Origin of the sequence: Rhizobium sp. BK312 (assembly GCF_014193605.1) — a bacterium.
GTDB lineage: Bacteria > Pseudomonadota > Alphaproteobacteria > Rhizobiales > Rhizobiaceae > Rhizobium.
In genome coordinates, this window is sequence record NZ_JACHZP010000016.1 from 15064 (window position 1) to 39708 (window position 24645).

General features: G+C 60.0%; 23 protein-coding genes. 9 read left to right on the forward strand and 14 right to left on the reverse strand.

From position 1 onward, the window contains the following. Positions 1-47: 47 nt before the first annotated feature. The 7 genes from FHT85_RS29160 (at position 48) to FHT85_RS29190 (ending at position 9390) form a co-directional block, all read left to right on the forward strand. Positions 48-1049, forward strand: a complete 1002-nt coding sequence (locus FHT85_RS29160; RefSeq protein ID WP_183774849.1) for an LLM class flavin-dependent oxidoreductase — start codon at positions 48-50, stop codon at positions 1047-1049. A gap of 37 nt (positions 1050-1086) precedes the next feature. After that, positions 1087-2724, forward strand: a complete 1638-nt coding sequence (locus FHT85_RS29165) for an ABC transporter substrate-binding protein (protein ID WP_312861373.1) — start codon at positions 1087-1089, stop codon at positions 2722-2724. Between the two features lie 37 nt (positions 2725-2761). Continuing rightward, positions 2762-4384, forward strand: a complete 1623-nt coding sequence (locus FHT85_RS29170) for an ABC transporter substrate-binding protein (RefSeq protein WP_183774855.1) — start codon at positions 2762-2764, stop codon at positions 4382-4384. Positions 4385-4447: 63 nt separating this feature from the next. After that, positions 4448-5464, forward strand: coding sequence for an ABC transporter permease (locus FHT85_RS29175; protein ID WP_183774858.1), 1017 nt, complete (start codon positions 4448-4450; stop codon positions 5462-5464). Next, entirely contained in the window at positions 5461-6330 is an 870-nt protein-coding gene (locus tag FHT85_RS29180) for an ABC transporter permease (protein WP_183774861.1), read from the forward strand. The genes FHT85_RS29175 and FHT85_RS29180 overlap by 4 nt, the downstream gene beginning before the upstream one ends. Next, on the forward strand, positions 6324-7991 hold the full coding sequence (locus tag FHT85_RS29185; RefSeq protein ID WP_409527361.1) for a dipeptide ABC transporter ATP-binding protein: 1668 nt from the start codon (positions 6324-6326) through the stop codon (positions 7989-7991). The genes FHT85_RS29180 and FHT85_RS29185 overlap by 7 nt, the downstream gene beginning before the upstream one ends. 58 nt (positions 7992-8049) lie before the next feature. After that, on the forward strand, positions 8050-9390 hold the full coding sequence (locus tag FHT85_RS29190) for an NtaA/DmoA family FMN-dependent monooxygenase (protein WP_183774866.1): 1341 nt from the start codon (positions 8050-8052) through the stop codon (positions 9388-9390). An 84-nt stretch (positions 9391-9474) separates the two neighbouring features. Here the strand turns inward: FHT85_RS29190 and FHT85_RS29195 are convergent, their stop codons facing one another. The 3 genes from FHT85_RS29195 to FHT85_RS29205 all read right to left on the reverse strand — a co-directional run bounded on the left by FHT85_RS29195 (position 9475) and on the right by FHT85_RS29205 (position 11036). After that, entirely contained in the window at positions 9475-10665 is a 1191-nt protein-coding gene (locus FHT85_RS29195; RefSeq protein ID WP_183774869.1) for a cystathionine beta-lyase, read from the reverse strand. Next, positions 10662-10823, reverse strand: coding sequence for a hypothetical protein (locus FHT85_RS29200; protein ID WP_183774872.1), 162 nt, complete (start codon positions 10821-10823; stop codon positions 10662-10664). Before FHT85_RS29200 ends, FHT85_RS29195 begins: the two co-directional genes overlap by 4 nt. Before the next feature lie 72 nt (positions 10824-10895). Next, a complete protein-coding gene (locus FHT85_RS29205) occupies positions 10896-11036 on the reverse strand; it encodes a hypothetical protein (RefSeq protein WP_183774875.1) in 141 nt (46 codons plus the stop codon). A gap of 391 nt (positions 11037-11427) precedes the next feature. Between FHT85_RS29205 and FHT85_RS29210 the strand changes: the two genes are divergently transcribed. Beyond that, a complete protein-coding gene (locus FHT85_RS29210; protein WP_183774878.1) occupies positions 11428-11742 on the forward strand; it encodes a hypothetical protein in 315 nt (104 codons plus the stop codon). Between the two features lie 170 nt (positions 11743-11912). Here the strand turns inward: FHT85_RS29210 and FHT85_RS29215 are convergent, their stop codons facing one another. From FHT85_RS29215 to FHT85_RS29265, 11 genes are all read right to left on the reverse strand, one after another. Continuing rightward, entirely contained in the window at positions 11913-12536 is a 624-nt protein-coding gene (locus tag FHT85_RS29215) for a helix-turn-helix domain-containing protein (protein ID WP_183774880.1), read from the reverse strand. Next, the gene (locus tag FHT85_RS29220) at positions 12526-12705 is read right to left on the reverse strand and encodes a hypothetical protein (RefSeq protein ID WP_183774882.1); all 180 of its coding nucleotides are present in this window, start codon (positions 12703-12705) and stop codon (positions 12526-12528) included. Before FHT85_RS29220 ends, FHT85_RS29215 begins: the two co-directional genes overlap by 11 nt. A gap of 179 nt (positions 12706-12884) precedes the next feature. Beyond that, entirely contained in the window at positions 12885-14570 is a 1686-nt protein-coding gene (locus FHT85_RS29225) for an ABC transporter ATP-binding protein (protein WP_183774884.1), read from the reverse strand. Beyond that, positions 14567-15436 (reverse strand): ABC transporter permease, encoded by an 870-nt coding sequence (locus tag FHT85_RS29230; protein ID WP_310234968.1) that lies wholly within the window; start codon positions 15434-15436, stop codon positions 14567-14569. The genes FHT85_RS29225 and FHT85_RS29230 overlap by 4 nt, the downstream gene beginning before the upstream one ends. Continuing rightward, positions 15433-16404 (reverse strand): ABC transporter permease, encoded by a 972-nt coding sequence (locus FHT85_RS29235; protein ID WP_409527360.1) that lies wholly within the window; start codon positions 16402-16404, stop codon positions 15433-15435. Before FHT85_RS29235 ends, FHT85_RS29230 begins: the two co-directional genes overlap by 4 nt. Next, the gene (locus FHT85_RS29240; RefSeq protein WP_183774887.1) at positions 16364-17995 is read right to left on the reverse strand and encodes an ABC transporter substrate-binding protein; all 1632 of its coding nucleotides are present in this window, start codon (positions 17993-17995) and stop codon (positions 16364-16366) included. Before FHT85_RS29240 ends, FHT85_RS29235 begins: the two co-directional genes overlap by 41 nt. Before the next feature lie 238 nt (positions 17996-18233). Beyond that, positions 18234-19010: an ABC transporter permease gene (locus FHT85_RS29245; RefSeq protein WP_183774889.1), complete on the reverse strand. Its 777-nt coding sequence runs from the start codon at positions 19008-19010 to the stop codon at positions 18234-18236. Positions 19011-19012: 2 nt separating this feature from the next. Continuing rightward, entirely contained in the window at positions 19013-19831 is an 819-nt protein-coding gene (locus tag FHT85_RS29250) for an ABC transporter permease (protein ID WP_183774891.1), read from the reverse strand. A gap of 31 nt (positions 19832-19862) precedes the next feature. After that, positions 19863-20939 carry an ABC transporter substrate-binding protein gene (locus tag FHT85_RS29255; RefSeq protein ID WP_183774894.1) on the reverse strand — a complete coding sequence of 359 codons (1077 nt, stop codon included), beginning with the start codon at positions 20937-20939 and terminating at the stop codon, positions 19863-19865. A 14-nt stretch (positions 20940-20953) separates the two neighbouring features. Then, positions 20954-21784: an ABC transporter ATP-binding protein gene (locus tag FHT85_RS29260; protein ID WP_183774897.1), complete on the reverse strand. Its 831-nt coding sequence runs from the start codon at positions 21782-21784 to the stop codon at positions 20954-20956. 6 nt (positions 21785-21790) lie between these two features. Beyond that, positions 21791-23146, reverse strand: coding sequence for an LLM class flavin-dependent oxidoreductase (locus tag FHT85_RS29265; RefSeq protein WP_183774900.1), 1356 nt, complete (start codon positions 23144-23146; stop codon positions 21791-21793). A gap of 309 nt (positions 23147-23455) precedes the next feature. On the opposite strand from FHT85_RS29265, the gene FHT85_RS29270 reads away from it, so the two are divergent. Beyond that, entirely contained in the window at positions 23456-24634 is a 1179-nt protein-coding gene (locus FHT85_RS29270) for an acyl-CoA dehydrogenase family protein (protein ID WP_183774903.1), read from the forward strand. Positions 24635-24645 lie beyond the last annotated feature (11 nt).

Consider the following 24645-nt stretch of genomic DNA (forward strand, 5'->3'; position numbering starts at 1 on the left):
ATATAGATTATAGCAATTAACGTTGCCGTACATTGCCAAGAGGACAGATGTCTTACGCCCTGAGTTTTCTCGACAAGAGTCCGATTGATGGATCCGAGCGTGCGTCACAAGCATTGCAGCGTAGTTTGGCCCTTGCCAAGCGCGCTGAAGAGCTGGGCTACCGCCGCTTCTGGGTGGCTGAGCACCATAATTCCCCAAAACTCGCAAGCTCCTCACCGGAAGTATTGATCGGCCACCTGCTGGCACATACCAGACGCATCCGCATAGGTTCCGGTGGCGTAATGCTGCAGCATTACAGCGCCTATAAGGTTGCCGAGAACTTCAATCTGCTGGCAGCCCTGGCGCCGGGACGCGTCGATCTTGGGGTCGGCAAGGCGCCGGGCGGGCTTCCGCTTTCGACCGGGGCTCTCCAAAAAGCATATGATCCCGCGCGCAAGCCATCATTCGAAGCGCAATTGGCGGAGCTGGATGGCTTCTTGCGGCACGAACAGGGCGCGGAAGGCAAAGCAGAGGACCTTGCCGCTTTTCCCGCGCCCGACGAGCCGCCCGGCCGCTTCCTGCTCGGCGCAAGTCCCGACAGCGCGAGATTGGCCGCTCGTCTCGGCTGGGGCTTTGTCTATGCGGGTCACATCCATGGTGACGACGAAGCGATCTCGCAATCGCTGTCGGCGTATCGACAGGCGGGTGGCAAGACTGCGCTGCTCGCAGTTAGCGTAGTCACGGCGCAAACGACCTCGCTTGCCGAGGGTCTCGTGGGCGACACTCGCCGGTTCCACCTGGAAATCAAGGATGGACAAAGCGTCAATGTCGGCAGCCGCGAGCAGGCACTCGAATATGTCCGCCAGGCAGGTGCGACCGACTATCGGATCGAAGAGAGAAGCCCGCGCGTCATTCGGGGAACGCCGGCCGATGTCCATCTGGAGCTGCAGCGCCTCCACAAGGGGTTCGGCATCGAAGAATTTGTGATCGACTGCCCGGTTTCCGAAGGTGCGCACCGCCTCAGCACGATCGAATTGCTGGCCGGCACGCGCAAGGCCGCTGCAGCCTGATTGCGAGCCGGTCCAAAATGACATGGGAAAGAATTGCGTGATAACCAGAAGAGATTTCCTGAAGAGCTCAGCGATTGCTGCTCTGTCTCTGTCCACCGGACTGCAAGCGACTGAAACGCTGGCAGATGACAAGCCCGCGCGCGGAGGGTCCCTGATCTGGGGCGTCGAGACGGAACCGACCACGCTCAATCCGCATCTGAACGGTCAGGCCAAGACGAAACTCGTCCTGCGCAATGCCTACGAATGCCTTCTCGCCCGCTCCCCGGATGGCGGTTATGTGCCATGGCTGGCGAAAGACTATACAGTATCTCAGGATGGCAGGACCTATACCTTCAATCTTCGCGATGACGTAAGTTTCAGCGATGGAGAGAAATTCGACGCTGCAGCCGTCGTCACGAATTTCCAGAAACTGAGGAAGCCAATCTATTCCGGCAGTATCAGTGCCGGTCACGTCTCCCACATTTCCGAGGCAATCGCGCACGATGCCCATACCGTCGTGCTCACGGTTAACGACATCTATGCGCCTTTCCTGGATGGCGCGACCAGCATCGAGATCATCTCGCCGAAATCATTCTCATCACCGCAGCTGAAGGCAGGCGGGCCTGACATTGCAGGCACCGGCCCTTTCATCCTCGATCGCTATGTCAAAGGTCAGGAAATCCGTTTCATTCGAAACGCGGCCTATAATTGGGCTCCCGGCAATGCCGGTCACCAGGGGCCGGCCTATCTCGATGAAGTAGTCTATCGCTTTCTACCCGAATCCGCGGTCCGCACCGGAGCGCTGACCTCGGGCCAGGTGCATGTCATCGAGGGCATTTCAGGCAACGACGCAGCACTCTTTCGCGAAAATCCCGATTTCACCTATCAAAGCGCGCTGAATACCGGCACGCCCTACACGCTTTACCTGAATGTCACCAACACCCCGACGAGCGACGTCAAGATACGCAAGGCCTTTCTTGCGGCGATCGATGTCGAGCGGATCATTCAGTCCGTCTATCGTGGCGAACGCAAGCGCGCATGGGGCGTTCTGACACCTGCGGACACCGATTTCTACGACAGAAGCATCGAGGGCAGCGACGGCTTCGACATCGATCTTGCCAACAGATTGCTCGACGAGGCCGGCTGGACGAGCAGAGACGGCGATGGCTCCCGAACGAAGGACGGTAAACGGCTGACGATCGAGATCGTCCAGTCGCGAGCGACCTTGCGCGATCAGCGCGACGTTCTTCTCGAGGCCGTCCAGGCGCAGGCCAGACAGAATGCCGGCATCGACGTCGTCTTGCGCTATGTCGACGCCGGAACCTATGCGAACAGGCAGAACGACGGCCAATACGGCATCATCCCGAATTCGACCACGACGCAGGAAAACGGCCTCACCCTCTATTTTCACTATCTGCCGCGTGAGAAGGGCGGATCGATCAATTACAGCCGCACCGTGGCGCGTGAAATATCCGCCTGGCTTGCCGAGGCCGCCTCTACACTCGACGTCAAGAAGCGCTTCGAGATCTATTCGGCATTGCAGCGTTTCGCCCTCCGCGAACAGGCGCTCGGCCTACCGCTCTATGTTCCCGAAGATCAGATTGCAGCAACGGCTGCCGTCAAGGGAGCTGGATTCCGTCCCTTCAAGCGCCTTCCCGAAAACGCCTACGACATCTGGCTCGATCAACCAGCCTGAGCCGCGGCTATTGATTACTTCAAGGAGATACTCGGAAATGCTTATGCGCAGATATTTTCTCGGCCTGACGGCAGCCATGCTTGTGACGGGGGCGCTGCCAAGCCTTGGTATGGCTGGGGACGGCACGGCGGTCAGTGGCGGCAAGTTGACATGGGGCGTCGAGACGGAACCGGCCACGCTCAATCCGCAGCTCAACGGGCAGGACAAGACCAAGCTGCTGCTGCGCAACGCCTATGAGTCGCTGCTGGCGCGGACTGCAGATGGCGGCTACGTTCCCTGGCTTGCGACCGAATACAAGATCTCCGACGACGGCAAGACCTACACGTTCAAGCTTCGTGACAATGTCACCTTCACCGACGGGCAGAAGCTCGATGCGCAGGCTGTCATCACCAACTTCACCAAGCTCAAGGACGCGGCCTATAGCGGCAGCGTGAGCGCCGGCCCGGTCTCACGTATCGTCGAAGCGAAGGCACTGGACGACCATACCGTCTCCTTCACGTTGAACCAGGTCTATGCCCCCTTTCTCGATTATGCCGCGAGCCTGGAAATCCTTTCGCCCGCGGCCTTCAATTCGACGCAGCTGAAATCCGGCGGACCGGAGATCGCAGGGACCGGCCCCTTCATCCTGAAGCGCTACGCCAAGGGGCAGGACATTCAGTTCGTCAAGAATCCCGCTTACAACTGGGCACCCAAGACATCGGCTCATCAGGGACCGGCCTATCTGGATGAGGTAACCTACCGCTTCCTGTCCGAATCCTCCGTCCGGACCGGAGCGCTTACTTCCGGTCAGGTCGACGTGATCGAAGGGATTGCCGGCAACGATGCAAGCCTTTTCAAGGGCAATTCGGACTTCAGCTATCAGACGGCCCTCAATACCGGCACGCCCTATTCGCTGTTCCTCAACGTCACCTGGGGACCGACCCAGGATCTCAAGGTGCGCAAGGCTCTGATATCAGCGATCGACGTCGATGCGGTGCTGAAGGCCGTCTATCGCGGAGAGCGCGCGCGCGCGTGGGGCATCACGTCGCCGATCGATCCGCAATTCTACGACAAGAGCATCGAGGCGGCATATAAACCCGATCCCAAGGCGGCAAACACGCTTCTTGACGAAGCTGGCTGGACCGCCCGGGATGCCGATGGCTTCAGAACGAAAGACGGAAAGCGGTTGACCATCGAGGTCATCCAGGCTCAGGCGACGGTACGCGATCAGCGCGATGTGCTGCTACAGGCCCTGCAGGCGCAGGCACGCCAGAATGCCGGCATCGATCTCAAGATCGTCTTCGTGGACGCAGGCACCTATACCGATCGGCGCAAGACCGGTCAGTTCGGCTCGATCGCCAATTCCAACACACCGACGGATGCGATCGACATAGAGTATCACTACCTGCCCCTCGATAAGGGCGGCAGCATCAACTATAGCCGCGCCTTCGCGCCGGAGCTGTCACAGTGGCTGAACGAGGCGGCTTCGACGCTGGACCAGAAGAAGCGCTTCGATCTCTATTCGAAGCTGCAGCGCTTCGCCATTCTCGATCAGGCCTATGCGCTGCCGCTCTACGAGCCCGAGGATCAAGTGGCGGCGGCAAGCTATGTGAAGGGCATCAGCTTCCGGCCCTTCAAGCAATTACCGGAGAGCGCCTACGATATCTGGCGCAGCGAGTGAACCGTACCGTCAACACATCCCCGGCAACGCAAGTGGTCGGGGACGGTGGAGGAGTGACCGAGCATGAGTGCTGACAATACGACGGCTTTCGAGCAGAGCCCTTCGGCCTGGTTTTCACGCAGGCGCCGCCTGAAGCGCAACAGCCTGGCATCGCAGATCCTCGTGCGGATTGGATCGGCCATCGCGGTCCTGTGGGCCGCGGTGACGCTAAGCTTCATCAGCATTCATCTGGCGCCGGGCGATATTATCAGCCTGTTGATCGGTGAGCAATTGCGAACGCCGGAGATAGAAGCGGCGATCCGCCTCGAATGGGGATTGGATAAGCCGTTGCAGTCGCAATATCTGACCTATCTCCTGCGGGTTCTGCACGGCGATTTCGGACGGTCCTATATCCTGCAGACGGATGTTTCCGGCCTCGTCCTGTCGCAGATGCTGCCGACATTGAAGCTTACTGCGGCCGCTCTCGTCGTCGCCGTGGTCTTTGCCGTTGCCAGTGCCCTGCTGACGGCCGGCCGGCGGCTGCCGCGCAGCATCGCAGGCAGTCTTGAGCTTATTCTCATCTCGACGCCGTCCTTCTGGCTCGGCATCGTGCTCTTGTTCATATTCTCCTTCACCTTGAAGATCTTTCCGGTCGCCGGCGACCGGACGTTTTCGGCGCTGGTCCTGCCGGCCCTGTCGCTTGGCCTATCGCTCGGAGCCGTCATCGGACAGGTACTGCGCCAAGGGCTCGAACGGGCCTTGGAAGAACCCTTCATGCTGACGGTCAAGAGCTGGGGCGCCAATGACTTCGTGCTGAGGCTGCGTCACGGCCTGCGGCACGCCGCACTTCCCGCCGTAACACTTGCCGGTTGGCTCGTCGGCAATCTGCTGTCGGGCGCCGTCATCACCGAAGCGGTGTTTGGCAGGCCCGGGCTTGGGCGGATTACCGTCGACGCCGTGCTGGCGCATGACCTGCCCGTCGTACTCGCCGTCGCCATCCTGTCGGCCTTCACCTACGTCGTTCTCAGCACGCTGGTCGACGTGCTCTACCTTCTGCTCGATCCCCGACTGCGCAATCAGAATGCGGAGGCCGGCCATTGAGCGTCTCCTCTTCTCCCGAACAGGAAGCCGATCCGCGCCAACAGCGACTTTATTGGCGCGTCGCAAATCCAGGGCTTACCCTTTCGGCAATTTTCATACTGCTGGTGGTGATCGCAACCATCTGGCCGCAAGTTCTGACTGCCGCCAATCCGATTGCCGCCGATCCCTTGCAGGCACAGCTGCCGCCGTCGATGCAACATTGGTTCGGCACGGATCATCTCGGCAGAGATGTCTTCTCGCGTGTTGTCTATGGCGCGCGTTACTCCATCCTCATCGGCGTCAGCGCCGTGGCCATCGCCGCGATTGTCGGAACCTTTCTCGGGCTTCTCTCGGGCCTTGTCCGCGGTCTCGTCGATGAGGCCATCTCGCGCTTTCTGGACGTGATTTCGTCGTTCCCGGACCTGCTTTTGGCTCTCGTGCTGATCTCGTTTACAGGACCCGGCACGATCAACCTCATCTTCGCGCTCGGCCTTGCCTCCGTGCCGCGCTTTGCAAGGGTCGTGCGCGCGCAGACCTTCGTGATCGCCAAAAGCGGCTATGTCGAGCAGGCAAGGACATTTGGCCTCGGACGCAGCGTGCTGGTGGTGCGCCACATCCTCCCGCATGCCCTGGCCCAGGTACCCATCCTGGCCACGATCGGCCTCGGCACGACCATCATACAGGCTGCCGGCTTGAGCTTTCTCGGCATGGGGCCGCAGCCGCCCGCCCCCGAATGGGGCGCGATGCTGGCGGAAGCCCGCAATTATCTGCGCGTCGCCTGGTGGATCGGCGTCTGGCCCGGCCTTGCCATCACACTGACGGTCATCTCCATAAGCGTGCTTGGGAGACGCTGGCAGCTTGCGTTTGAAGGCAGGAGACCATCGTGACCCCGGTACTCGACATTCGCAACCTGACGATCGGCTTTCCGCGGGATGGCGACGACAACAGGATAGTCCACGGCATCGATCTGACGATCGACAAAGGCGAAGCGGTCGCGCTGGTTGGAGAATCCGGCTCTGGCAAATCGGTAACCGCCCGCTCCATCATTGGCCTCACCGGCTCGAATGCGGCCGTTCACACCGACCGTTTCAATATCGACGGAAACGACGTCCGCGATTTCGACGAGAGGCAATGGCAGCGCCTTCGCGGCGAGAAGATCGGCTTCGTTCTTCAGGATGCACTCGTCTCCCTCGATCCTCTCAGACGGATTTCGCAGCAATTGTCGGATGCCTTCGGCGGGAGCAGCCTCTTTCGCCGTGAGGATCATCGCGAAGACAGCCGGCTATTGCTGCAGTCAGTCGGCATTCCCGATCCGGAGCGACGCCTGCCGCAATACCCGCACCAGCTTTCCGGCGGTTTGCGTCAGCGCACACTCATCGCCACGGCGATAGCCAGACGCCCATCCCTGTTGATCGCCGACGAGCCGACGACCGCGCTCGATGCGACGGTGCAAAAGCAGATCCTTGATCTGCTCCTCGAACGACGCAAGGCCGGTCACACGCTTCTCTTGATCAGCCATGATCTCGCCGTCGTCTCCCATCTTGCCGATCGCGTGCTCGTCATGAACAACGGCCGGATCGTCGAGGAAGGTTCGACCGAGCAGATACTAAGGAGACCTCGCCACCCTTATACACAACAGCTGCTGGATGCCGTGCCTTCGGCCGCGTCCAAGGGATTCCGGCTGTCATCTGTTCCCGTGACAAGCGCCGCAACCGAGCAGCCGCCAACTGCTCCCCGGCCGAATGCGCGGCAACGCGTCCCCCTGCCCGCAAAGACGATCGATCGCAACAATCACATTCTGTCGGCTCGCAATCTCGTCAAACGCTATGGCGGGTCGGCCGGCATCTTTGCCGTCAACGACGTCTCCTTCGATCTTGCTGCAGGTGAAGCCCTGGGCATCGTCGGTGAATCCGGTTCCGGCAAAACAACGGTCGCGAAGATCGTCCTCGGATTGGTCGAGCCGGATCGTGGGTCGGTACGCCTTGACGGCGGCGGCTGGAGCAACATCCCCGAACATGCGCGTCGCGCCAGACGCTCCAGCATGCAGCTTATTGCCCAGGACGCGCTCAGTTCCTTCGATCCTCGCTATACGGTCGAGAAGATTATCGGCGAAAGCCTCGATAGCGCCGGCATTTTCGGCACAGACCGCCGCGAGCGGGTGCTTGAGGTGCTGGATGCCGTTCGTCTAAGCGCCGCCTTCCTGAAGCGCTATCCACGCGAGCTCTCCGGAGGCCAACGCCAGCGCGTCGCGATCGCGCGCGCCTTCGCGCCGCGCCCGCGGCTTCTCGTGGCCGACGAGCCGGTCAGTGCGCTCGATGTATCGGTGCAGGCGCAGGTTCTCGATCTCCTGGCCGAACTGCAAGCGGCATCCGGAACGTCTCTCCTCTTCATCTCCCACGATCTCGGTGTCGTCCATCACCTGACGGACCGTGTTCTCGTGATGAAGGAGGGACGCATCGTCGAAGCAGGCGCCGTGGAGGATGTCTTCACCAAACCACATCACAGCTACACCCGCACGCTCCTGGAAGCGATACCGGCCCTGCCGTGAGATGCGCAAGTCAAACACCGGCGCAGACCGGAATTCTAAACGATCAAGGAAATTCGCAATGACCAACAATCGTCCCCGTCGCCTGAAGACATTGACCGGAGCAAGCAGCATCATTTCCGCAGGAAACGACACAAGCCCCGTCGCCGGCATCAAGCGTGCAGTCGAACTGGCCCGCAAGGCGGAAGGAGAAAAGATCACCGGGCTGTTCACGGCCGACCTGCTTCACATCGACCCGGCGGGACTTGCCGGAACCGCCGGCATCCAGGAGCCGATCATTGCCCTTGCCGCCTTGAGCCAGGTAACCTCACACATCGGCCTGATTGCCACCGTCTCGACGACCTTTCACTATCCCTACAATCTGGCGCGCCAGATCGGCACGCTGGACCATGCAAGCGGCGGACGTGCCGGGTGGAACGCCGTGACCTCCTCGGTAGGCGAGGAGAATTTCGGCGAGACATTGCCAAGCCCGGAGGAGCGCTACGAGCGGGCCGCTGAATTCATCGAGATCGTCAATGCGCTCTATGACGCCAATGAACGCAACGCCGCCGAGCGCAAGGCGTCCGGGGCGATTGGCATCGACCCGGCGAAATTCCATCCGATCAACTATCGCGGCAAGCATTTCAAGGTCGACGGTCCCCTAAACGTGCCGCCTTTGCCACAGGGTCGCCCCGTCCAGTTTCAGGCGGGGCAGTCGGAAGCGGGTGTCACCGTCGGCGCGCGATATGCCGAGGTGGTCTATACCTCCCAGCCCAAGCTCGAGGATGCCATCGCCTTTGCCGCGGAACTGCGGCGTCGCGCGACAAGTTTCGGGCGTACGGCCGGCCTGCCCTTCATCATGAACTCCTTCCACTCGGTGATCGGCGATTCCGATGCAGATGTCGCAAGACGCCTGAAGGAAAAGCACGAGCGAATCGACTACGAACAAGGCCGCCTGAAACTGGCGGATATGCTGGGCGGCGATCTCGATCTTTCCGACCTGCCACTGGACAAGCCCTTGCCGGAAACGCTGCTGCCTGAGGTCACCAGCATAAACCGGCGGCGTGGGCGCGTGGAAATTTTCCGCCGCTATGCGCGCGAAGGGCTGACCTTGCGGCAGCTCATCATTCAGGCGCAAGAAACCGGCCACTGGTCGGTGGCTGGCACGCCCGAGCAACTCGCCGATGCGATCGAGGAGCGCTTTCGAGCCGGTATTCTTGATGTTCTCTCCCTGCACGGTTTCGGCAATCCGGACCAAGAGGATCGGCTGGTGAACGGGCTGCTGCCGGAATTGCGGCGGCGGTCGATCATCGACACCGATTATGTCGGGGACGATTTCCGCTCGAATCTGGAGCTGCCGCCCTACGTAAGCGCGAACGGTGCCTTGAGCCCGGCCAAGCGCCTGATACAAGGCGCGTTTTAGATCGCAAGCCATCCGCAGCGCCTTGCTGCCGGCAACGCGGACGAAGCTTGCAAGCGAGCCTGCCCTCTTGGCGAGACAAGCCGCTCAGACCGTTGAGGCGGCAGCGAAGGCATGCTCCAGGTCAGCAATCAGATCCTCGACATCCTCCAACCCGATCTGGAGCCGGATGACGGGTCCTTCCGTGGGAGCCGGCGCAATGCGACGATCGCTGAGATCGACATGCAGGGCGAGGCTCTGATATCCGCCCCAGGAATAGCCAAGGCCGAACAATGAGAGCGCATCGAGAAATCTCTGCGCCTTCAGCTTGAAGTCCTCTCCTCGACCTGATGCCAGCACGAAGGAAAACACGCCGCCGGCTCCCTTGAAGTCACGACGCCAAATCTGGTGCCCGGGGAAGCTTTCAAGAGCGGGATGGAGAACACGAACGACATCGCCTCGCCCTTCCAGCCATTTGGCGACGACAAGGCTGCTTGCTTGATGACGCTCCAGCCGAACGCCCATGGTGCGTAAGCCGCGAAGAACCTGGTACGCGTCATCGGGCGTGCCGCAAAAGCCGAGCGCGCCATTGGCGCGTTTCAGCGCGCGCCAATGGCTGGCGTTCGCCGAAATCGTCCCCATCAGCACATCGGCGTGACCGGCGGGGTATTTGGTCGAAGCCTGGATGGACACGTCGACGCCCGCATCGAGGGGCTTGAAGAAAAGCGGCGTTGCCCACGTATTGTCCATGGTGACGACCGCACCGCGTCGATGCGCCACCTCGACGGTGGCGGGAATATCCTGCATTTCAAAAGTGTTCGATCCGGGCGCCTCGGTGTGGACCAGCTTCGTATTGGCCTTGAACAGGATCTCGATGTCTCGACCGATCGAAGGATCGTAATACTGAACATCGACGCCGAAACGCGAGAGCATGGTGTCGCAAAACTGCCGGACATTGCCATAGACGGAATCGACGATCAGAGCGTGATCTCCAGGAGAGAGATAGGCCAGCAGCGCGGTGGTGACGGCTGCAAGACCGGACGGGACCAGGATCGTGCCAGCTGCGCCTTCGAGTTCGTTGATCGCATCGCAAAGCGCATCGGTCGTTGGCGTGCCTCGCGTCGCATAGGTGTATTTTTGACCGTGCACGTCCATCGTTTGCGCATCCGGAAACAGAACCGTCGACGCATGAACCTTCGGTGGATTGATGAAACCGTGATAGTCGAAGGGATCGTAGCCTGCGCGGGCAAGCTGGGTATTGGGACCTGTCGCGTTGACCGGATCGTTGCCTTTGGTCATTGTGCCTGCTCCGTCGAGGTCGATAAGTAGCGTTCACCGGTATCGGGCACGATGGCGACGATGCGGGCACCGAGATCACGCATTCTGCGATAGTTGCGAAGCTCCAAGAGCGGCGTATTGCCTATCAGCTTTGAGAAGCTCTGGTATGTTTTCGTCACGCGATGCGTCTCCGATGTCTGTCGGGAAGGATTAAGGGCCGAGAGGAGGGCGTGACAGTGCGCCCCCGACCTTCAGACGATGCGCAGCAGCAGAAATAGCGACATGAAGACCGTAAGGCCCACCAAGGCAACCTGCGCAATCGCCCAGGATCCAAGACCCACCGGGCGGCTCTGCTGCGTTGTAAGCGAGGCAAGATAGAGGACGGTATCCATATGGGCTCCTGATTGCGGCGTCCGGCCCGAAGCCAACAAACGGCATCGATACGGCGAACTCTCATCCAATGCGGAGACAATATCTATAAATCTAGTAGATTAAAGGAATAGGTTTCCGTCATAGCGGTTCGAATCGACAAAATGAATTTCCTCGCCCTGCCTCTCGGTTGCGACCATCGCGCCGCGAAGCGGACTCCCACGAAGAACGGCAGCGTCTGCTATAGCGGATATAACTCTGCAATAACAACGATACCGATCAAATCAACAGAGGCGTCTCTATTCTATTGGAGGAAAGAATATTAAAATAATTTTCTGTATTGAACGGCAAATTTAGTTGGCATAACTCAACTTTCATTGAAGGCCAGAACGCGGCCGATTTCCGGAGACGACGATGATGAACCCTGCAATGAACATGATGCCGATGATGAACCCCATGATGAGCAACATGCCGATGATGGGCGCGATGCCAATGATGAATGCCATGATGAACCCGATGATGATGCCCATGATGCAGATGATGATGGGCAAGATGACCTGCAAGATGACGCCGAAGGGCATGGTCTGCGAGATAATGCCGATGGAAGGCATGGACAAGGACATGTTCATGGAATGCTGCAAGCGCATGATGTCCATGATGTCGTCGGGTATGCCGATGATGATGATGTGCGGCAACATGATGATGTGCTGCATGATGGAAGCTGCCTGATACTATCAGGCAGATGCGAGCATAAGAGCTCGGCTCACCGCTGATACATATCACGCAGAGCCGCCCGGTGGCTTTGCGTGATATACACAAAAGCAATGACCTGTCGCGGCGGGAGCGAATCTAGGTCATCGCGATTGCTCAGGATTACTTCTTCAGCCGTACGCCCAAATTCAGCCGCGAACTTCCTCGACGTAGGTAGTGACCAAATAGAGCACCGCCTCGTTGCCTGTCATGTTGCGATAGCTGTGCGCGACATCCGCCTCGAATATGATGGCGTCCCCCTCCCCGAGAATCTGCGGCGCATGCCGGCCGGCAACGACCTCGACCGTACCGCGCGATACGACGAGATTTTCCACGGTGCCGGGCCGATGCGGCTCGGCTGTTTCGGCGTGATGGGGAGCAATTCGCAGCTCGTAGAACTCGACCTTGCGCTCGCTCTCATACGGAAAGAGCGCCCTGGTCTGAAACCGTCCGTCGGATGCGGAAAGGACCTTTGCTTTCGCGTGGGTCAGCACATGCAGAGCGGTTTCATGTGGCTCGGCTATCAATGAGCCGCAGGATACCTCGAGCGCAGCGGCGATTTTCCATAAAATAGCAACGGTGGGGCTGCTCTTGCCGGTTTCGATTTGCCCGAGCATGGCCCTGCTGACTCCCGATATCTTGGCAAGCCGATCAAGCGAATAGCCCCGGCGCGTCCTCAGGCGACGTAGATTCTGGCCGGTCAATGTCGATATTTCATCGATTGCCTCTGACCTGGAAATCAGATCCAGCGGCCCGCCCGCCTCAACCACCATAGGTTTGATTGCCGAACGGCATGACAGGAATAAAGCCAACAAAAGGCACCCACATCAGGAACGGCTGTGCAGGCCAGCTTGCGCCGACCTGTGGCGTTACAACGGAGGTTTTCTCCCGGGCATCGCGATAAGCCTGGAAGTCGATGACGTTGGCAGCCTGACGGGACATTCTAGTTCCTCAAATTCAACGCCATAAATCTATTATTTCAATGGACTACTGTAGAGAGAGCTGTACCCAATCTTGGTAAGCGCAGCGGAATGTTTTTGCGGAAGGGCGCGATCGTGACGAAAGCCCTGCCCAACAGACATCCGCGCGCTTGAGAAGTCGATCGCGCGCATATTCACCATCTAGGTATCGCCAAATCTCGGTACGGAGGCGATGAGTTCGCGCGTATAGGCATGCTGGGGCCGCTCGAACACCTCTTTGACCGATCCGGACTCGACGATCGCTCCATGCTTCATAACGACGATCCGGTGGCTGATATGTTGGATCACCCCGAGATCATGCGAAATGAAGATCATCGACAGGCCGAACCTTGCCTGCAGATCGACCAGCAGATCCAAAACCTGGGCTTGCGTCGTAACGTCAAGCGCTGAAACGGGCTCGTCACAAACCAGAAGCTTCGGCGTGGCGGCGAGTGCCTGGGCAATCGACACGCGCTGGCGCTGTCCACCGGAAAGCGCCGTCGGCCTGCGAGCAAGCAGATCCGCCGGCAGCCCGACCAGATTCATTAGTTCGACGATCTTCTCTCGGCGTTGCGATCTGCCAAGCCCGCCATAGAGCAGCAAGGGTTGCTCTATGATCCGCTCGACGGTGAAGCGTGGATTGAAGGAGCTTAGCGGATCCTGGCTGATCGTCTGCATTCCGGCTCTAAGCGGCCGGCGCAGCCGCTCGGAAAGCGCGCTCCAGGGTCGCCCTTCAAACAGCACTTCTCCGGCATCAGGATGCTGCAGCGCAAGCGCGATCTTGCCAAGCGTCGTCTTGCCCGAACCGGATTCGCCGACCACGCCCAGCGTCTCCCCGCGATCGATATGAAGCGATACATTGCTGACCGCTCGCAGCAGGCTGCCATCCGCGCGCCGGAAGCTCATCGATACGTTGCCGATCTCCAAAAGGCGCTCGCCCGAGCGAACAGGTTGGCGCGGCGGCAAGGGCACATCCGGAGCGCTCAGCCGCCGACCGCGCTTGGCGGTTGTCGGCACGGCGGCAAGGAGCTGCCGGGTATAGTCGTGCCGGGGATCGGAGAGGAGGAGGCGAGCCGGGCCTGTCTCCACCACCCGGCCCCTTTGCATCACGGCGACCCGATCGGCCAGCTGCGCGGCCACAGCTAGATCATGCGTGATCAGGAGGATGCCATGACCGGCGGCAGCCAGCTCCCTGAAGATGGCGAGCACTCTCTTCTGAACGCTGACGTCCAGTGCCGTCGTCGGCTCGTCGGCAATGAGCAGGCGCGGCTGGCCGCCAAGTGCGGAGGCGATCAACGCTCTTTGCCGCAACCCACCCGACAATTGATGCGCATATTGCTCCATCCGCGATTCCGGCTCGGGAACACCGACGCGCTCCAGCAATTGCGCGACATGCTGCGATACGAGCGAGCGCGGCACCAGACGATGCGCGAGAATGGGTTCGGCGATTTCCCGACCTATGGTCCTCAGGGGATCAAGCGACACAAGCGCGTCCTGGAGGATAAAGCCGATTTCACGCCCCCGCACATGTCGCCACGCTTTCTCCGACAGTCCGAGAAGATCCAATGGCCGCCCATCATGCGCGATCAGCTCGATCTTGCTGGCTTTTGCGGTTGAACGCGGTCCCGTTAGACCGACAAGCGCCCGGGCCGTCACCGATTTTCCGGAGCCGGATTCGCCAACCAATGCAAGAATCTCGCCGGGCGCAATCTGCAGCGACAGGTCGCGAACCGCGTCCACGTGCCCTTGCGAGGTCTGGAAGGCCACATTCAGGCCTTCGACCGCAAGCAGCGGGGACGGCGCGGAATCCGCGGTCTGAAAGTTCTGCAGACTGGTCTGGATATTCATCGCAGATCTCCCGTTGCAAGAAGGGTTTGCAGCCGGCGGCCGAGCAAGGTGATCGAGATGACGGAAAGCGCGACGACGGTTGCCGGCAAAAGACTGGTCCAGGGCGCGATATCGAGAAAATTGCGACCATTGGCGAGGAGCGCGCCCCATTCGGCCTCCGGCGGCACCACCCCTAGCCCGAGAAAGCTCAGGGCCGATGCCGATAGCACCGAACTTCCGACACCAATCGTTGCAAGGATGAGCAGCGGCCGGATGGCATTGGGCACGATATGCCGGCTGACAATCGTCCACGGATGCTCGCCAAGTGCCACGGCATGCTCGACATAACCCGACAGCTTGATTTGAAGCACTTGTGAACGGATCAGTCGCGCATAGCCGGCAATACTCGCAAGCCCGACAGCCAGCAACGTATTGGCAGGCCCGCGGCCAAGAACGGCAATCACCAAAAGCGCAAGCAGCATTTCCGGAAAGGCGAGCAGGATATCGATAATCCGCAATAGAAGCCGGCTGATCGGTCGTGGAGCGAGCGCAGCCGTCGTACCCAGCACGATCCCGCCGATACTCGCAATCAGTGTCGCGCCAATGCCAATGGTCAGGGATTGCGAGGTTCCATGGACCACGCGCGAAAACAGATCCCGGCCGAGTTCGTCCGTTCCGAACCAGTGCCCGGCATCGGGCGGCAACAGAATGGCATTCGGGTCGACTGCCTCCGGATCGAACGAGGAAAGCCATTGCGGCGCCCAGACCGCTACGCCAAGCACAATTACAAAGACGAAGGGAACAAGCAGCCCAAAAGACAGCCAGATCGGTCGCCGGCGCATGATACGGCGTTCCCGCCCGTTCTCGGCTAGAACGATATCGCTCACAGGCTTGCCCTCCGTAGACGTGGATCGATCAGAAGGTAGAAGGCATCAACCAGCAGATTGACGATGACGAACACAAGCGCGGACAGCATCACAAGACCAAGGATCAGCGGCATGTCGCGGGTCTTGATCGCCTGAAGCGTGATCTGCCCAATTCCCGAACGGCCGAACACCGTCTCGGTCAGGATCGAGCCGCCGAGAGTGCCGGCGAGCAACGTGCCGGTAAGGGTCGATGCCGCCAGCGCGGCGTGCCGCAAGCCATGTTTGACACGCAAGACCGTCTCGCCGACGCCACGTGTCCGGACAGTCAGCGAAAACGGTTGGGAGAGCGCCTCTTCCAAGCCGTCACGCAAGACCTGACTTAAAAGTGCGGCTAGCGGCAGGCTCAAAGCGATGGCGGGCAGCACAAGCGCTGACAGCCCGTCATTGCCGGTGACCGGAAACCATTCAAGCTTGAAACTGAAGATCGTCAGCAGGACGATGCCGATCCAGTAGACGGGCGTACTCAGAAGAATCAATTCTACCCCCGAGGACAACAGCGTCAGGCCCTTACGACGGCCCGCCGTCGCCAGGGCTACGCTGATCGCCAGAACAAGAGCAAGTACGATCGCGCTCCCAGCAAGCTGCAATGTCGGCCCCGCCGCTTCATAGATCACCTCGGAAACAGGTTGCCTGTACTGGTAGCTTTCTCCGAAATCGCCGCTCAGAGCCTTACCGATGTAATGCGCATATTGCAGCGCCAGTGGCTTATCGAGACCATATTGATGCACCAATGCGGCCCGTTCTGCCTCATCGACGACGTTTTCTCCGCCAGCCAGTATCGCGACGGGATCGCCGGGAATGAGCTTCACCGCAATAAAGGCAATCGTTGCCGCGCCCCAAAGTACGGCAACAATCACCCCGGTCCGCCGCACAGCGGTTTGGAAAAGCTTAGCGGTCCAGCCAGGCATCGTAGAAATTCGGTTTCGCATTGGTGGCCCAAGAAATACCATGCAGGCTCTTTGAAGCGCCGAGCTGATAGGCCGCCACGAAAAGCGGCACGGCATAGGCCTGCTCGATCACTTCCTTCTGTATCTCAGCATAGAGCTTTTTGCGCTCGGTATCCGATGCGCCAACCGCCTTGGTCAGCTTTTCGTCGAGGCTTTTGACGCGCGACGCATTCTGTCCGGCAGGCGGAATATAGGCTGAATGGAATACCGTCCGCAGGATATCGGGCTCGGCGCGCACATAGAAGAAGGACACGAGATCGTAGTCGTTGGCGTTGGCGCGTGCCGTCCAGCCGCCGGCATCGACGGGGTCGAGCTGCAGATCGAAACCCGCTTGCCGAACCTGATACTGAACGGCCTGCGCCAGGGTCACTTCCGTCGCGGCGAGCGAGGTGCTGTCGTAGACATAATGCAGGGTCAGCCGGCCGCCGTCCTTCTTGCGGACACCATCGGCGTCCTTCTGCGACCAGCCCGCCTCATCAAGCAGCCGGTTGGCCTTTGCCAGATCGAAGCCCCATGAGCTGGAAATGTCGTGGTCGTAATAGAGCGTCGAGGGGCCGAGGATATTGTCGGCCGGCTTCAAGGTTCCGAAGAAGGCAGCCTTGACCGCGGCGGGGCCATTGACGGCGCTCTGGAACGCCTGCCGCACCTTCAAGTCCTGAAATGGTCCCTTCGAGGTGTTCAGGAAATAGGCGCTGTTGACGCCCGGATTTTCCCGCGTCACCACCTGCAGCTTGCCATTACCCTGAACGGAGCGATAATTTGCCGGTGGCACGGCATCGATCGCCTGCAGCTGACCGCTTGCCAGTGCACCGAGACGCACGGAAGCCTCCGGCAGATATTTGAAGACGATCTGATCGAAATGGGCCGGCCCTTTATGCGCGGCATAGCCAGGACCCCAACTGTAGTCCGCCCGGCGGCTCAGCTTGCTGCCGCTGCCCTTGGTAAAATTGTCGAGCACGTAAGGACCCGATCCGACGACCGTATTCGTCGTGCTCTGCGCCTTCTGGAGATAGGTCGATGATTGGATGCCGAGATAGGGAAGGCTCAACCCCTGCAGCAGGGGCGCGAATGATTGGCGATAGCGGATCACGACCGTACGGCTATCCGGCACCTCGATCTTGTCGATAGGTCCGAGCAGCGATTTGGCGTAGCTCGATGTCGTCTTCGGATCGAGAATGCGATCGAAATTGTATTTGACCGCGGCTGCATCGAGCGGAGTGCCGTCGCTGAATGTCACGCCCTGACGCAGATGGAAAGTATAGACGGTATTGTCGCCGTTGATGTCCCAGCTTTCTGCCAGCCACGGCGTGAACTTGTTGTCCTCGGCCTGCCCGACGAGCGAGTCGACGACATTGCGGGTAATCAATGCCGTGACCGAGTTGCCCGTGATCGACGGGTCGATAATGGAGGCATCCGTTGCCAGTCCGACGTTGAGAACACCACCATCGATCGGCTTTGTCGTTTCGGATGCGGCATTCGCTGCGGTCCCGATCATCGCCAAAAGAGAAAATGCAAGGGCGATGCCGCTTTTGCCTCGCTTCGCACCATTCACGCTGAAATATCTCTCGCTCATATCCCGTCCTTAATATTGGTCGCTGCCGCTCCGATCATCCGCTTCTGGAGGAGAACGGGGGTCGCGCGGTCTGAACGGGATTATAATTGTCTATAAAAATTATAGACTAAAGGTATCGTGATGCGTTTATGAACAAGGAGGCAGAAATCCGTTTCATAAATGCAGGTATGCTGCTGCAGCGCGATGCCGGCGGCTGACACAGTAACAACTGCCTGCCCATAACTATTGACAGCACAACCTACGTGGTCTGCTTAGGTCGCCAGCGCAGCAGATAAGCCTCCAGCCCATAGGCAAGGCGATTGAGGGTGAAGCCGACCACGCCCAATATCAGGACGCCGACCATGACCATGGCCATGTCGAACCGCTCCCGTCCGGCGATGACCAGCCCGCCGATGCCCGGGCCGACAGCCAGGAAATATTCTGCGCCGACCGTTGCCAGCCAGGCATAGATGAGGCCCAGATGGACGCCGGTGGCGATCGACGGCATTGCCGCCGGAATATAGATCCGCAATGCCTTCTGCCGCGCATTGAACCTTAGCGCCCTTGCGACCTCGAGCAGTTCGGCCGGCGCCTCCCTCATCCCGTCATAGGTATTGAGAACGATAGGAATGAAGGCGGCGAGCGCGACGAAGACGATCTTCGCCTGTTCGCCAAAGCCGAACCAGACCGAAATCAGTGGTATCCAGGCCAGAAGGGAGATCTGCTTCAGTCCGTTGAAGGTCGGCATGATGAGGCGGTCGGCAAGCTGCGAGAGCGCCAGCAGGCTCGCAAAAGCGACACCGAGCACGCATCCAATCAGGAAGCCGGCAATATTGCGCATCAGGCTGAAACCCAGTTCGCCGACAAGATCATTGCCGATCAGCTCACGCTTAGCCGTAGCGACGACATCCTCCAGTGACGGCAGAAAGCGCGCATCCACGAGACCCGTCCGGCTTGAAACCTCCCAGGCCACAAGGAGAAGGATCGGCAAGGTTATGCCTCGGCGGAAACGAACGAGGCGGCTTGCTCTTGCCATTGTCAAAGCTCCTGCCGCTTCCACCGCTGGATCAGCAGTTCGGTGCGATCCAGCCCCTTGTCCATGACGAAGCCGACAAGTCCGATGGCAATCATCGCGACGATGACGGTATCGAGCCAGAACATCTGCCGCCCCCAGACCAGAAGATAGCCGAGCCCTTCGGAAGAGGCGAGCAACTCGACACCGACAAGCGATGTCCAGGAATGGGTAAGGCCATAACGGATACCGGTGAATATGGAGGGAACGGCAGCCGGCAGCACGATCAGACGCAGGGTTTGCCAGCGGCTGAAGCGCAGCGCTCTGCCGACCTCGAGATATTTCGGGGAGACGTCGCGGATCCCGGCGAGCGTGTTCATCGTCATCGGCACGATGGCGCCCTTGGCGATGATGATGATCTTCAAGGTCTCTTCGATGCCGACAAGCAGCATCAAGAGCGGAATCCATCCGAGCGTCGGGATCTGCGCGAAGGCGAGGAAGAGCGGCTTCACATAGTCCTCGACCGTTTCGGAAAGCCCCATGGCGATGCCGAGCAACAGGCCAAGCCCGGCGCCTATGGCAAAGCCGATGACGACGCGTCCAAGGCTGACCCCGGTGTGATAGAGAAGCTCGCCGCTGAGGATCATGTCGCGGCCGGTCTGGTAGACATAGGCTGGCGGCGGCAGGATCTGCTCCGGCAGCCAGCCCCTGGCGGAGGCTACCCACCAGAGGCCAAACAGGCCAAGCGGAAAGATCAGGCCGGTCACGAGGACGGCAACGCGCTGGAGCCTTGCTGGCGATAGCGGCAAGCCGGCCCGACCGGTAGTCTCGACAACAGCGCTCACGTCAGTCTCCTAGTCTCGATCGCGTCTCCGATCAGGAGGCAACCGGCTTTCCGTCTGCACCATAGGGCTGCCAGAATTTCGTCAGCCCGAGCTTTTCCAGCGCATTGTTGAGATATTTAGGTTCGAACCAGCCGTTGAGATCGACATCGCGGCGGATCAGGCCGTATTCCTTGCTCTTGACCGCCTGCTCCTTGTACTGCGAGACTAGGAGATCGTCGATCAGTGGCGAGTTGCGATAGGTGAGCGTATCGTTGCGGAAATATTCCTCCAGGATCGGAACGGGCGTGCCCGACTTGTGCCAGAGTTCGAAGAGGGCCGCACGGTTCTGCTCTTCCGACGACCACTGCGCCGCTTTGACGAACGCGTCGACGACACGCTGCGTGATCTCCGGATGGGCGTCGATGAAGGCCCCGCGGCCGATGATGCCCGCATTACGCCCGAAGCGCGGATCGTCACCCTTCGTCGTATAGATGACATCGGCGCTGTCCTTCGCCGCGAGATTGATGAGCTGCGTGTCACCGAACGCCGCATCTATGTCCTTGCTGGTCAGGGCCGCGACCGTGCCGGCAGTATCCAGATTGACGACCTGGATGTCACGCTCGGTCAATCCGTGTGCCTGCAAGATCTTGATTGCGGAGAGGTGGCCGTTGGTACCGCGCTGCAGCGCGACCCTGCGGCCCTTCAGATCCTCGATCTTCTTGATGCCGGATCCCTTGGCGACGGCAAGATAGAGCGGCTTGCGCGCGCCGCTCGCCAGCAGAAACTTCGTCTTCAGGCCGGTTGCCCGCCCGATCAGTGCGGGAAGATCGCCCTGATAGGCAAAGTCGAGCTGGTCGTTGGCAAAGCCTTCATTGACCGCCGGGCCAGCGCCCTTGAAGAAGGTCCATTCGATCTTGACGTTCGGATCGTTGGCGAATTCCTTTTCCAGAAATTCGCCGGCGCGCGCCGTCGCGGCCGACGTTCCCTCGGCATAGGGTTTGTTGTCGACGCCGATCGCGGCGTAGCCGACGTGAATGACGAGGGGATCCTGCGCCCAGGCCGAGGCGGATAACAGGCTCAGGGCGACCGCCGCACCGGCGACCAAGCGGGAAATAATGGACAGTTTCATCTGTTGCTCCGTGATTATTCTGCGGCGACGACGGCGGGCCGGGTTTCAACCGCCGGACCTGTGATGCTCGATAGCGGGCGAGGCGTTGACGTCGTGGCGTTGAGGCTCTCAAGAACCCGATTGCGGATTTCGACCAGCTGGGGAGAGGTGCGATCGCGTGGGCGCGGCAAGTCCACCGGGACGACGTCTCGGATGCGGCCTGGTCGAGGCGACATAACGACGACGCGGTCACCGAGATAAACGGCTTCCTCGACATCATGCGTCACCAGAACCATGGTGATGCGTTCCTTCGCCCAGATCGTCTGCAACTCGTCCTGCAATCTTGCCTTGGTGATGGCATCGAGCGCCCCGAAGGGCTCATCGAGAAACAGGACATTCGGGCGATTGACCAATCCCCGCGCGATACCGGCGCGCTGGGCCATCCCGCCGGAAAGCTGGTGCGGATAGGCGTTGGCGAAGCCGGAGAGGCCGACGAGTTCGAGATGGGATTCGACGAGCCTGTTCTTCTCTGCCTTGGGCAGCCCGGAATTCTCCAGCCCGAGCGCAATATTGCGGGCGACGGTCAGCCAGGGGAAAAGCCTCGGCTCCTGAAAGACGATGCCGCGCTCGAGGCTCGGCTCCTTGACCGGCCGTCCGGCATGGCCGACGAAACCGGCGGTCGGCAGATCAAGGCCGGCTCCTAAACGCAGCAAAGTCGACTTCCCGCAACCGCTCGCCCCAACGATGGTGACGAACTCGCCCTCGGCAATATCGAGGCTGACATCGTCGAGAGCGGTCAATATCTCGCCATTCACCTTGAACTGGCGGGTGACGTGGCTGATTTGGAGATGCAGGGAATTGCCCATAGCCGATTACTCCGCAGCAACGGCATGCCGCGCCGGATGTAGAGGCACTCTCAATCCGAGATTTTCCCGCAGCGTCAAACCTTCGTAATCGCTACGGAAAAGGCCGCGGCGCCGCAGTTCCGGCAGCACGTGCTCGACGAAATCATAAAGACCAGTCGGCAGCTGCGGCGGCATGACATTGAAGCCGTCGGCCGCACCCGTCTTGAACCACTCCTCCATCTGATCGGCAATTTCAGTCGGGGTTCCGACGATCTGCCAGTGCCCGCGCGCGCCGGCGATGCGGAGATAAAGTTCCCGGATCGTCAAGTTTTCGCGCCTGGCGAGATCGAGCAGCAATTTCTGGCGGCTCTTGCTGCCATTGGTCTCAGGCAGAGCCGGAATGGGACCGTCGAGCGGATATTGGGAGAGATCGACACCGCTTGCCATGCCATTCAGCAGGGAAAGGCCGACCACCGGATGGACAAGATCCTGCAGTTCGGCGAATTTTTGCTGCGCTTCCCCGCGCGTTCTGCCGACGACCGGGAAGATGCCGGGCATGATCTTGAGGTCATCTCGGTCCCTGCCGTATTTCGCAAGGCGGCCCTTGATATCCGCGTAGAAGGCCCTCGCATCCTCGATGGTCTGATGGGCGGTAAAGACGACTTCCGCTGTACGGGCGGCAAGCTCCCTTCCCGGCTCGGAGGAGCCCGCCTGCACGAGCACCGGGTGGCCCTGCGGCGTGCGCGACACGTTCAGAGGCCCCCGCACCTTGAAGTGCTTACCCTTGTGATTGAGGATGTGCTGTTTTCGCGGATCATAATAGATGCCGCTTTGCCTGTTGCGGGGGAAAGCATCCTCCTCCCAGGTGTCCCAAAGGCCAAGAACGACATCCGCGAATTCTTCGGCCCGTTCGTAGCGTTCGGCATGGGCGTAATGTTCATCCCTGCCGAAATTATGCGCTTCATGATCGCTGGAGGACGTGACAAGGTTCCAACCGGCGCGGCCGCCGCTGATATGATCGAGCGAGGCGAATTTGCGGGCGATGTGATAGGGCTCGTTGAAGGACGTCGAGGCGGTCGCCACGAAGCCGATATTTTTCGTCACCGCAGCCAGCGCCGATAGCAATGTGATCGGCTCGAATTGCGCGACATAGCGCTGCGCCGTACGCTGCAACGCCTCGGTATCGTCTCCGCGGGTACCGACACCATCGGCCAGGAAGACCAGATCGAATTTGGCCGCTTCGGCGATTTGCGCAAGCTCGACATAATGGGCGAAGTTGGAACCGGCATCGGCCTGCGTCAACGGATGCCGCCAGGCGGCAATGTGGTGCCCGGTCGGATAAAGGAAAGCCCCGAGCTTCAGTTGCCTTTGTCTGCCCGCCATTGTCTTCTCCATCATCGCTGCGGAAGAAAGCTAAACGTTAAATATTATAATCTATAGAAATTATATTCTATTTACCGCCGCCAGTTCGGATTTGTTCGTCACGCGACATGCCGAACCGGCGGAGACCGTTTCACGGCAACTGCTCGCAATGGCTGGAAATTGCGGTCGCCTAAGTTTTTCCGATAGAGAGGGAAAGAATTTCTTCCTACCGGATCAAATAGATATTGCTGGACTTGGGTCTGCAATCACCGAACCCTTCACGCCTCAAAGCGGCGATGCGCCGTTCAAATCCATGGGCGTGGAGCAGACATGTCGTTCCAATCAGACACATCCGATCCCCTCGTCGCAAAAGCCGTCGAGCTCCGGCAGGCCTTCGACCGGGATGCGGTCGAGCGCGACAAATTGGGTGGCAGGCCGACCGAACAGATCCGCCTGCTGAAGGAGAGCGGATTGCCTTCCGCGCAGATTCCGACCCGATATGGCGGTCGCGGCGCTTCCTGGCCCTCCATCTTGCGGGCCGTGCGGGAATTTGCCCGCACTGACGGCTCGCTCGCGCACCTCTTCGGCTACCACCACCTTCCCTTGAACCTCGTGTTGTTTCGGGGGTCGGATGTACAGCGGGAGCGGCTGCTCAGAGCCTCTGCGGCGGGCAATTTCGTCTGGGGCAATTCCGGCAACGCGATGTCGAAAACATCATCGGGACGGCGTATCGACAATGGCTGGCTGATCAACGGCAAGCGCCCTTTTTCCTCAGGCTCCCACATTGCCGACTACATTCAGATCTCCTTCGAAAATGCCGACGGCGAGCGTCTGACGGCAGCCGTGCCAGCCAACCGCCAGGGTATCGTCATCGAAGATGATTGGGACGGCATCGGCCAGCGCCAGACCGGCAGCGGCACGGTGAGTTTTCATAATCTCGAGATCGCCGACGACGAGCTTATCAGCTCGCCTGCCGTACCCCTCACCCCTTACACTTCGCTGACATCCCTGCTGCAGCAAAGCGTGCTGCTCAACGTCTTCGTCGGCAGCGCACAGGGAGCGCTGGAGGAGGGCCGAGCCTACACGGCGACATCGTCTCGGCCCTGGATCTATTCCGGCGTCGACAAGCACACCGACGACCCCTGGATCAAGCGACAGTACGGCGACCTCTACATCCGCACGCTCGCGGCCACCGAGCTTGCCGACAAAGCCGCACACAGCCTCGACAAAGCCTTCAACCAGGGAGCCGGCCTGACGCATGAAGATCGCGGGGCCGCCGCCATCGATATCGCCACAGCCAATGTCTATGCCGGCGAAGTCGGGCTTGCCGTCTCCAGCGAGATCTTCGAGGTCATGGGTGCACGCTCGGCAACGACGGCAAACGGTTTCGACCGCTTCTGGCGCAACGTGCGCACCCACACACTGCACAATCCCGCCGAATACAAGAAGCGCACGCTCGGCACATGGCTGCTGACGGGTGAGTTCCCCGTTCCGGCGATGTATCGCTGAAAGGACATCCC